Below are 11,271 nucleotides of genomic sequence, written 5' to 3'. Positions count from 1 at the left end.
TCTCCCTGCTATCGCGACTGACCGTAGAGCCTGCTAACTCAAACCATTTTGCATTGATTGAGTACATACGCCTTACTTGGGGCAAGCTCATCCAAAATAAGGCATCGGGACTGCTCTGCCCAGGCGTGTAGTGGCACACCTTGATAGCCTTGGCATGGCACATCGAGGGGATTAAGCAGTCTACCTATCTAGCTGACACTTACCGGCGATGAGTTTAACGATTGTGTGTCCCGTGATGATGCTCGGGGGCATTCCCATGTGTAATTGGGTGATGCTCTTCTAGCGTCATCACGGCCAGGGTGCTAGATAGGATGCATCCTGTTATTCTCAGACTAAGTGTTTTTTGATTAGCTGCTCAGGTTAACATTCCGTCGTCCGAAAGCCATCGAAAGGTCGGAGTTTTTCTGAGCCAGGTTATGGTGCTGTAGGCTGTTTCGATGAGCAACTTTTTGGCGATCGCAACGGTAACGGCGGTGTTGACATCGCGAATTGAGACGCTGCTCGATGCTAATGGCCTTACTGGCTTTAACGTCGCCGGTGAACATCCCGACGGTGACTCCGATCCGGGAGTTTATCTCAAGCTCTATCGCATTGTGCCAAATCCGGCCCTTTACCCAGCAGATACCCCCACCCGCCGGGCCGATGGTTCAGTGATTCAGCGACACCAGCTCGCGATCGATTTGCACTACCTCTTTTCTTTTGTGGGCGACAGCGACACCTTTGATGCTGAAAGGTTAGCGGGTCTGGTGATGTTAGATTTGCACACGCGACCAGTGCTTACGGCTGAGGCGATCGCCAGCTACGTCCAAGTTTTGGAAGCTGATCATGTCTTGCAAGCCGCCGACTTAGCGGATCAGGTCGAGTTGGTGCGCTTTACCCCGATGCCGATGACCCCAGAAGAGATGTCGCGGGTCTGGGGCCTGCTGAACCAGTCATTTTATGGACTATCGGTGGCCTATCAGGCTTCCGTGGTGTTGCTCGATCGCGAGATTCCGGCCATGACGGCGCTGCCCGTGGGCGATGTGGCGGTGCGGGCCTTTGCCGCAGCCATGCCCCGCATCAACAGCGTTCGCAGTTCGGCAGTCAATCAGCCCGTTGTCGAAGTGGGGCAAGATCTCATCCTGCGGGGCAGTGGCTTCATTGGCGAAAGCACCTGGCTGCAGTTGGGCGAAGACTTGTTGGAAGTGCCCCGCGACAGTAATTTGCGGAGCGATCTCATTGTGTTTCCCATCACGGCGGCTTTGGGCATTCCGCTGGGGGCGATCGCCGTGCAGGTAGTGCATCGGGTCAATCTGGGCGACGGTGCTCCCGACGCTTACCGCCCCGCTACCGAGTCCAACACTGCGGTCTTTGCCCTGGTGCCCAACGTGACGCTGGCGTCGCCCAATCCCGTCACCACCGCCATCGGGATTGAGGTGCGCTTGACGGTGGTGCCCACCCCCGCCGCCGAGCAAACCGTCGAACTGCTGTTGGATGAAGTGGGCGGCGACTATCGTCATCGCACCAGCACCGACTGGCGAGTCGATGGTGACACGGTCGTGTTCGCCCTCGCTCCGCTACCGGCGGGGCAGTGGCTCGTGCGGCTGCGGGTGGATGGCGTCCTGAGTCTGTTGCGGCGCGACAGTGCTACCGGACGCTACAACGACCCGATGTTGATCGTGCCATGATGGACGACCAAGCGGCTCTGGCCACGGTGCTCGATCAGCTACAAGCCCGGCTCAAAGCCTTGGCCCAACCGACCGCCCCCGATCCTGATGGCTTGCCCTGGCCGCTGACGGTGCCGCCAGAGTCGATGGTGGCGCGGGTGCAACAGGTGTTTCAGCTCTCTGACTTTGAGTTGGGGGTGCTGTTGCTGCCAACTCTGCTGGAACTCTATCCCGCTCTGGATGAGGTCTTTGCGACGTTAGGGAGCCATCCAGAGCAGCGATCGCCCACCTGGAGTCTGGCCCTCGCCACGCTGCCCAATCCCCACTGGGATGCGATCGCCCCCGACGCGCCCCTCCGCCGCTATCACCTGATTCAGCTTGGGGTCGGGGAAATTTTGAGCCGCCGCCCCATCGCGATCGAAGAACGAGTACTGCACGCGGTGATGGGTATCCCCTCGCTAGAGGCGCGACTGCAAAACCGCTTGCTGCCCCTGTCAGAACCGGGACCGTTACCCCCGACCTATGCCGCGATCTCCCAACGCCTCGCTGCGCAGTGGCGGGCGGCGCCCCCAACCCTGTGGCAGCTCGACGGCACAACCCCGCTCACTCGCCGCAGTGTAGCCGCTGCGCTCTGTCACCACTTGGGATTGCGGGGCTATTGTTTGAATGGCCAGGACCTCCCAACTGACCTGGCGGAGCAAGCATTGCTGCGACACCTCTGGGCGCGAGAAGCCGGGTTGAGTCCGGTAGCGTTGGTGGTGGAATTGTCAGGCCATCCCGCCCCAGAGGTGATCCAGGCGACCCACACCTTTCTCGAACGGGTGGAAGGGCCGGTGCTCTACAGCGGCGACCCCGGTTTGCTCCAGCTCAGCCGTCCGGTTCACCCGCAGCGGTTGCCCGCCCTGAGTTTTGAAGAACGGTTGGATTTATGGCAAACGGCCTTTGGGTCAGAGCCAGCGGTTGAACGAGCGACCTTAGCACCGATCGCGGCCCAGTTCAAACTCGATCGCAGCCACATTTTGGCGACCGCTCACATGCTGCAAACAGAAGTCGAGCGATCGCCCAAACCGGACCTCACCACTCGGCTCTGGCAGGAATGTCGGCAGCGAGCGCGGCCTCACTTGAGCGGCTTGATCCAACCCGTGAAGGTCCAGGCGACGCTGGCCCAACTCGTGTTGCCCGACGTGCCCACCCAGATGTTGCAGGCCATCATTCATCAGGTGCAAAACAAGGCGCAGGTGCATTATGAGTGGGGCTTTGCCGATCGCAGCGAACGGGGCGCAGGCACGTCGGTGATTTTTGCCGGACCGAGCGGCACGGGCAAAACCATGGCGGCGGAAGCGATCGCGGCGGCCCTGTCCCTCGACCTTTACCGCATCGACCTGAGTGCCGTCGTCAGCAAGTACATCGGTGAGACGGAAGAGAATTTGCGAGCGGTCTTTGACGCGGCGGAAATAGGCGGGGCCATTTTGCTGTTCGACGAAGCCGACGCCCTCTTTGGCAAACGAACAGAGGTGCGCGACTCCCACGATCGCCACGCCAACATTGAGGTCAGCTATCTACTCCAGCGCATGGAAGATTACGAAGGCTTAGCCATTCTCACCACCAATTTGCGCAAGTCCATCGACGATGCCTTTTTGCGGCGTATGCAGTTCATCGTCGATTTTCCCTTTCCTGACAAAGCGCTGCGGCAGCGCATCTGGGCAAGTATCTTTCCGGCGGCCATGCCCCGCCAAGCATTAGACTACGAAAAGCTGGCGCAACTCTCCGTCGCGGGGGGCAACATTGCCAGCATTGCCCGCAACGGCGCTTACCTCGCCGCCGCCGATGACGCACCAGTCACCATGGCCCATCTGCTGCAAGCGGCCCGTTTGGAGTACGCCAAACTCGGTCGCACCATTCCCGTGGGGGAAATTCGCGGCTGGGGCTGAGGCGTTACGTTATTCTGCGAGGCGCTGCCATCGCCAGTTCCGCCGACTTATGATAGGCAAACGCGTGAGGCCCGACTGTGAAGGTTGCCACTCCTCAATCCCAAGCTGCTGCTCGACAGACCGCTAGCGATCTGTCAGTGCCGCGAGCGGTGCCAAAAGCGCGACCAACTCCCCACACCGCCCCACTGCGAGAAGTCTCACCCGTTTTTGCGCGATCGCCCTCCCTCCTCCAGGCGCTAACGGGGGTAACTGCCCCCACGGCTCACCCGGCCACCGAGGCGGCGGCGGCTCTCACCGCTGACTCGACGCCTGGCCTGGATGCGTCCCAAGCGACCGAGCCTTCAGAACCGGCTACCGTGCCAGAGGCCCCAGGCGCAACCCGCGAGGAGCCGTCAGAACTCGCCACCGAATGGGCCGCCGCGATCGCTCAACCCGGTCATCCCCTCCCCGATCGCCCCTTTCTAGAACGGCAACTTGGGTGGCCCTTGGGACATATTCGCGTTCACTCTGGTCCAGCGGCGCAATCTCTCTTGCAGCGACTGGGGGCACAAGCCGCTACCCACCAGCACCACATTTTGGTTGGCAATACCAATATTGATGCTGAAACTCTAACCCACGAAGTCATCCACGTTTTGCAGGCAGAGGGCACTGCAGCGACGCCATCGACGCCGATGACCGTGCTGCCCGCCCACCATCCGAGCGAGCAAGAGGCCGATACCCTTTCGGCGCAACTGCTACAGGGCACTCGCCGCCCCGCCCGTCCCCTGCTCCAGCGCTTTCGCGGCAATCACATTGCGTTGCGGCGCACCGGGCACGTGCGAGAGCGATCGCCCCTATCCCTCACAGACCCCGAACGTCAGCCCGATGCTGAAACCGCCCCAACCCGCCGCCGCCCGCGCGAAACACCACTAGGGTTAGAAGAATTGCAGCAATCTCCCCAAGCTGAGGCAGCCGAGGAGGCGATCGCCGAAACGGAGACCGAAACGCCTGAAGAACCCCTTTCTGAAACGCCTGAAACGTCGCCGGAAGCTGAGGTGAGCCCGCCGCCGCCTGAGCCCGCCCCCGTTCCAACCACCACCGCTGAAGCGACCACCATGGAGTCCCCAGAGGAGACGGTCACTGAAGAAACGGCGATCGCCACCGCTGAGACCACCACCGCCCAAACCGAGGAAGCGCAACTCGCGGTGCGCTTGCCCGCCGCCATCGTCAACCGCCGCGCCCAAACCGAGACCTTACTCACCGAGACAGAAGCGCTGTGGGACGACGGCACCACCACCGCCGAGGAACACACCGTTTCCCCCTGCGAAGGCAGCGCCACGCCAGCCCATCACCACCCCTTTGCCCGCGGCCCACCTATAGACGTGCCTGCGACAGATGACCTCCCCGATCTGTCCGATCCAGAACCGATCCCGGTCGATCAGCAAGCGCTCGATCGCTCACGTTCGGCTGTGCAATCGCAGCTTGATCGGGTGTCACCCGACACTCGGGCTTCAGAGCCGGGAGACTTAGACCCAGAACTGGAGCGCGAACGGCGGCGACAATTGCGCGAGGTGAATGACGAGGTCGATGCGGCCTATCGAGCCGATGCACCGCGATCGCTCGCTACCCCCACCGTCGATCGCACGGGCACCGCTGACCCCAATCGCGCCACGACCGACCAGGCCGAGTTCACCAACCGCGCCACCGAACGACTGCAAGCGCAGCAAACCCAGACTCAAGAAGATTTTGGCGAAGGGCGACTCGCGCCAGAAACTGACCCCACCAACGGTCACGACGTTAATCTCGACCAGTTAGAGAAGCCTCAGGTCAGTCCCGCAGAGATGGGCGCTGAGGTCGATTTAAACCGCATCGCGACAGAAGACAATATCGGCGAGCTCGATCTCGACACCCTCGTCGCCGTGCGCAGCGAAGAATTTGAGGCCACCGAGCTGACCCTCACTGCCGAAGGGGAATCGCAGCGGCTGATTGACGAGACGATCGCCGAGAGCGATCGCGCCCTGAGTGAACGCTGCCGCACCGCCCATCAAGCCCAAACCCAACTTCTCTCGTCCGCCGAGTCGGGCGTTGGCGAACGGCGAGTCGCCTGGCAGCGCGATCTCGACCAGCACATCAGCCAGCGCACCGAAGAAGGACAACACCTCGCCCGCGACAAGCTCGCCCACATCGACGAAGTGCAGCGCACCGCCGACACAGAAGCCCGCACCACCGTCGAGAGCGCCCAGACCGAAGCCGACACCCAGTGGCAAGCCACCCGCGATCGCGCCGAGCAAAAAACCGAGCAAAGCGAAGACCGCAGTTGGTGGCAACAGGGAGCGGACTTTGTTGTAGAGCAAATCGGGGAATTGACCGATTGGCTGGTCAATTTTGTTGAAGATTGCAAAGCCGCCATCAACACGCTGCTTGATCGCGCCTCAGAAGTCGCCCACGGCATTGTGAATGCCGCGCATCACGCCATTTCCGGTTCCTTAGATCTACTGCGCGAGGGGCTGGATACGATCGCCGATAATCTCCCCGGTGAACTCGGCGAAATCGCCCAAGGCTATCGCGACGACGCCTTCGAATTTTTGGATGGGGTGCAGGCCGATGTCGATCAGTGGGCCGCCGACCTGCACACCGACATCGACGACACCGTCGAAGGGTTGCGCACCGAACTCAACCAAGCCCTCGACGGCCTCGCCGCGGGCATCCGAGTCGTCGGTGGCATGGTGCAAGACTTGTTTGAAAACGGCGTCATGGCCCTCTTGTCTCGCTACTTTCCCAATTTGGCGAACTTGATTGACCGGGGGCTGGATTGGGCGATCGACTGGGCCGCCGAATCGCTCGAAACCTGGCTCGATACCCTGCTCGAAATCACCGGTATCGAAAACTTGGAGCAAACCCTCGTCGCACTCTACGACGAGCGCTTTTGCCAGGAAGAAACCCCCGAAGAACAAGCCGAAGCCTGCGCCGATTTTGAGCAGAAACTGCAAGATTTGCTGGGCTGGTTTGAGCTGCTCCTGGAAAGTCCCTTTGCCCAGCGCATTCAAGCCTTTTTAGAAGAATCGCGGGATGAAACCGCCGAGCAACAGCTCGATGCCGCCGAAGGGTTCTTCTCCTTCATCCGCGAAGCCTCGACCACCGTGCAGGAATGGTGGACCTCAATTCGCGAGACCGTCGCCGAAATGGTGGATTTCTTTGGGGACATTGCCAACACCATCTGGCGCAACATCGCGATCGCCCTCGGCATTGATCCCAACCTCGATCCCATAGAAGCGCTGATGGCGGGGTTAGAGGCTCTGTGGGACGGCATTCTCTCGATTGTGCAGCCGATTATTGATGCCGTGCGCGAAGCCTGGCGCTGGATTCGCGAAGACAGCTTCCTCGCGCCAATCATCGACTTTTTCGCCCGCCTGCCCGAACTCTGGAATGCCCTGACGAGCTGGTTGAGTGCGGTCACCTCCGCGATCGGCACCTGGCTAGCCGAAGCCGCCGAGGCCCTGGTCAATACCATTTTGTCCGCCGTGCAAGAGGTGTTGGATTGGGCTAGTGGCGTCATGCACCGGGCGATCGATCGCCTTTCCACCTGGTTTGAGAACCTGTTCGCCCAAATCGAAGCCCTGCTGGCCTGGCAGTCATTGTGCGAATCGCTCAATCGCTTGCTGGCGGTGTTGCAGCGGGCCACTCTGCCCTTGCGCATCATCCTGCGGGCATTTAGCGACTGCTTGATTGCCGCCCTGCGCTGGGGAGCCGACGTGGTCGGCAATCTGCTGCACTATGCCCGCATCTTTATGGATATTTGCGTGGGCCTGTTGCAGGCGCTGGTGCTTTTCCCCGTGCTGGGACCGCTGGCTTTTGTGCCCTTCCTCGCGGGGTCCGCGTGGCTGTATCTGGTGCCCGAATGCTACAAAGGGCCAATTCTCAACTTCATTTTGGATTTGATTATCCGCTTCATCCGCTTCCTGCCGGAGCCCGCCGATTTCGTCTATGCCGCCATCTATCAGGGGGCGCTGTCTTTCTTTGAAACCTTGCGAGATGCCCCCGATCCTCAAAAAGTCGGGGCGATCAACCTGATTGCAAGCATCTTTGCGGGCAATGCGGAAGTCGCGGCGGGCTTTGCCGTGGGGCTGGTTGAGGGCGTTTGGGAAAGTACGGGGGGCACCATCATCTTTTTGCTGGAGGTGGTCGTCTGGCTACTGTCGTTGCCTTTCCGACTGGCAAATTGGGCGATCGGGCTGCTCAGTGGCGAGTCTGGCGAATCTTCAGAAGCGGGCGACGCTGAGGAACCCCGGAGTCGAGGGGATGATGCGGCAAGTGACGAATCCTTCGTTGACGAATCGCTTGAGGAGGACACTGACACTGAGGCAGATTCTGAGGCCGAAGCAGATTCTGAGGCTCCGTCAGTAGAAACGGCAGCGACAGAGGACGATACCGAGACCGATTTTGCGGATGCCGAAGGGGAAACGGTTGCTGAGGCTGGCAGTGGGGGAGAAACGGACAGCGATCGCCCCCCCGATGCCCCCGCCGAACTTTCCCAACTTAGCGAGACTTTCCAGCAGTTAATCAGCGAAGGCTTCAACCGTGAGGATTTGCGGCAGTTCATCGACAGTATGCGCCAGACCTTAGCGGGCATGGTCGGTCAACTGGCCGAAGAAGCCGCCACCAACTTGTTGAATGCGTTGAACAGCGACGGCACCGCCTTCCAGATTGGGCGCGTCATGGGCACCGTCGTCGGCATCATCGCGGTGGAAGTGCTGCTCGCGATCTTTACCGGCGGCGGCAGCACCGCCATCACCGCTGCTAAAACGGCAATTCAGGGGTCGCGGATTGCGGGTCGATTGGTCAGTGCCTTCCGTCGCATCCGGCGAGCGATCGAACCGCTGTTGGATATGGTGCAGCGACTGCGCGGTGCGCTCCGCAATCTGATCAACCGCATTCGCCGCTGGTTTGACGACATCCTGGAATGGATTCGCAATATCTTCCGGCGAGCAGGCAGAAGTGGCAGTCGCGGAGCGGGTCGAGGCGTTGGCCGGGGTGCCGGACGCGGTCGGGGGGCAGGTCGGGGACGCGGTGCCGGACGCGGTCGGGGTCGAGGACGCGGTGCCGGTCGAGGGCGAGGTCGGGGTCCCCGGAGCCCTGGTGAACGAGGGATTTTGGAAGGCATGGCGGAAGGATTAGCCAGAGTCGGTTGGGCGAGGGTCTGGCCGATCGCGCGATCGCGGGTCGTGCGTAAACGCGAGCTTGAGCGCGCCCTCGCCAGCGTGCCCAGACCCGCAGGCTATAGCGTTCGTCTGTCGGTAAAACATCGACTGCTCCGCAATGATTGGGCAGTTGAAGCCAAGGTGCGGCGACGCATTCGCCCAGTCGGGGTGGCTACCCACGGTCGCGGTTGGCGCTTGCGCCATCGCTTAATCCCCTGGTACACCACAGCGGGCGATCAAGATAGCAAGCATCGCCGTGTCGTGAGGGATGCCGATCGCCGCATCGAGCGAGAGGCCGCGACGCTATCACGACGCACGGGCGATATGGAAACCGTTGCTCGGCGGTTGCGACCCATCATTCAACGCATTGAGCGTCAACCCTCACCCCGTTTATTGACGGGGCTCACCTTTAACATTAAAGAGCGGCGACCCCGGTTTTTGTTGCAGGGCGATCGCCGGATTTTGCGATATCACTACTCCATCACACCGAATGATTCCGAGGGCGATATTGAGGTCGATCTGCCTGGCCTACGCAATACGCGCATCCAATATGGCAGCCTACGACATGGGTTTGGTAGCCGCATGATTGCGCGGCCCCTCACCTTCAATCCTGTTAGTTTGCGTGGGTCAGCCCCTCGCGTCACCAGCGACAACTGGGAAGAACTCTTACTCCGTCGTCAGGGGGGGCGTTCCTACTACGTGCGAGGGCATTTGCTCAACCACAACATTCATGGCCCCGGCAACACTTGGGATAATCTGACCCCCATTACCCAGGCCGCCAACCAGTCCCACGAGCGCGAGGTCGAAAGCCTGGTCAAAGATGCGGTCGATCGCCCCCATCTGCAAACCATGTTTTACCGAGTCGTCGTCGACTACCGCAGAGGTGGCCCCAATCGTCGCCTACTGCGGGCCATTGACAGCGATACCCAATCAACCTCAGAGACTAAAGAATTGCGGCGACGAGTGGTAGAGGCCGAACAATATCTGCCCAGAAGATTGGTCTGCACCGCATATCAGCTTGATCCAGGTGACCTAAGCCGCCAAAACACTCTGTTCAACAATCGCCAGATCCAAAATACGATCGCTGAGGGTCGCCCTTCCGAGATTCAGGTAGAGGCGCGCCCCATCCAACGGGAGCTACGCTTTCTCAACTTGCACGAACCGACGCCCCGAGCGCGGTCAAGCGATGTCGGGCTCGCCCTAGAGGCCTATGAAGCGTTGCCCTTGGTAGGTCCGGTCTTAGCGCTGCGGCTTTGGGAGCACAGCGAAAGCTTCCGAGATTGGGATACAGTGCGCCAAGTCGAAGGTATAGGGGAAACCATGACCTATCTTTGGCAAACGGCAGCGGGCTTTACTGTGCGACCCAATGAGGGCCGTACCCAGTGGGAGCCAGAGTATGAATAGGCTTTGGTTAGCTAATCGTGATTTGAAAGACTTCTTCGCGTTTGGCATTTTGGCGGATGTTGTTGCGCGAGGAATAGATTTGCTTACCGCTTTGATCAATCACGGTCACATACAAATCGGGGGTGCCTTTCTCCGAGTCGCGGGCAAAATCATGTTGCCGATAGCGAATTTCAAAACTGCCATCTTTCAGAGTCAGGGCCGCACCCAGCTTGTCGTCAAAACGTTCGTCGGCATCAAAAGCGCTCACCATCACGCCACCCAGCGGTCGCTCGTTGTCATTGACGATGCGCAAGACCCGACCGCTGACCACCCAATCACCCAAATCTTGGTCAGGCTGGTCGTCGGGTTGCTCATCTTGACCCTCGAACGGCGAAGGACAAGGGGGCTCGCCCACCACAATCTCGATGTAATCGACTTGCCCCGGCCCCGGCTCGATCGCTTGATCATCTCGATGCAGCAGAGCCCCTTGTTTGTCTAAGACCTGAGCAAAATAGGTCGACGGCTGCTTGGCGACCGTTGCCGTTCGCCGAAAGCGATCGCTAATTCCCGCAACCTCTGGACTGGCCGTGTCGTTACGGGTGATGACACCAACTTCGGTGACGTCACCCACGGGTTGGGCGGTGCCCGTCGCTTTTTTGCGAGAATATTCCAGCCGAAAGTAGCCTTGATCATTCGTGCAGGCATAGCCCGCTTCTTCCACAGGATTACCTTTTTGATCAGCAATCACGAGCGTTACCTCAGCCAGGGGCGATCGCCTTTGAGGCAAACGGCGAAAGACATAGCCGTGCAAAATCCAGGTATTTTCAGCCGCCATGGGGAAGTCTACTTCCGCCCTCTCTGTTTCGACCTTTAAGGTTTGCACGAGGGTCTGATTCGCGGTCATTTTTTGTTTAAGACCTTGCACTCGCGGGTGGTCACTGCCGTACTTCGCTTCCAACCGTTTGAGGTCACGCTGTTGGCCGCTGCTTTTGGCCTGTCGCACGCTGGTCAGGTTGCCCAGTCGATCGGCTCGCAGGGGGTCAGCACCCGCCACGCTTTGGTCTAACGTACGGTTAATCTCCTGTAGGGGAATTTCGCGGTTGGGTTGTTTTTGAGCCATGGGGGTGTCCTCGT

At 60.1% G+C, this 11,271-nt stretch carries 4 protein-coding genes; 3 read left to right on the top strand and 1 reads right to left on the bottom strand.

What is annotated here, in order from left to right:
- Positions 1-437 precede the first annotated feature (437 nt).
- The 3 genes from JUK32_RS22235 to JUK32_RS22225 all read left to right on the top strand — a co-directional run bounded on the left by JUK32_RS22235 (position 438) and on the right by JUK32_RS22225 (position 10,158).
- On the top strand, positions 438-1,667 hold the full coding sequence (locus JUK32_RS22235; protein ID WP_204141061.1) for a DUF4255 domain-containing protein: 1,230 nt from the start codon (positions 438-440) through the stop codon (positions 1,665-1,667).
- Positions 1,664-3,577 carry an ATP-binding protein gene (locus JUK32_RS22230; RefSeq protein WP_204141060.1) on the top strand — a complete coding sequence of 638 codons (1,914 nt, stop codon included), beginning with the start codon at positions 1,664-1,666 and terminating at the stop codon, positions 3,575-3,577. Before JUK32_RS22235 ends, JUK32_RS22230 begins: the two co-directional genes overlap by 4 nt.
- A 77-nt stretch (positions 3,578-3,654) precedes the next feature.
- Entirely contained in the window at positions 3,655-10,158 is a 6,504-nt protein-coding gene (locus tag JUK32_RS22225; protein ID WP_204141059.1) for a DUF4157 domain-containing protein, read from the top strand.
- Between the two features lie 7 nt (positions 10,159-10,165).
- On the opposite strand, the gene JUK32_RS22220 is transcribed toward JUK32_RS22225, so the two are convergent.
- Positions 10,166-11,257 (bottom strand): hypothetical protein, encoded by a 1,092-nt coding sequence (locus tag JUK32_RS22220; RefSeq protein WP_204141058.1) that lies wholly within the window; start codon positions 11,255-11,257, stop codon positions 10,166-10,168.
- Positions 11,258-11,271 lie beyond the last annotated feature (14 nt).

It is taken from the genome of Halomicronema sp. CCY15110 (genome assembly GCF_016888165.1).
GTDB lineage: Bacteria > Cyanobacteriota > Cyanobacteriia > Phormidesmidales > Phormidesmidaceae > Halomicronema.
This window is presented reverse-complemented; position numbering and strand designations above follow the sequence as displayed.

What these genes read in the sequence shown, in the direction of transcription:
- JUK32_RS22235 (WP_204141061.1), top strand. Translation starts at nt 438, where the DNA reads ATGAGCAACTTTTTGGCGATCGCAACGGTAACGGCGGTGTTGACATCG.
- JUK32_RS22230 (WP_204141060.1), top strand. Translation starts at nt 1,664, where the DNA reads ATGATGGACGACCAAGCGGCTCTGGCCACGGTGCTCGATCAGCTACAA.
- JUK32_RS22220 (WP_204141058.1), bottom strand. Translation starts at nt 11,257, where the DNA reads ATGGCTCAAAAACAACCCAACCGCGAAATTCCCCTACAGGAGATTAAC.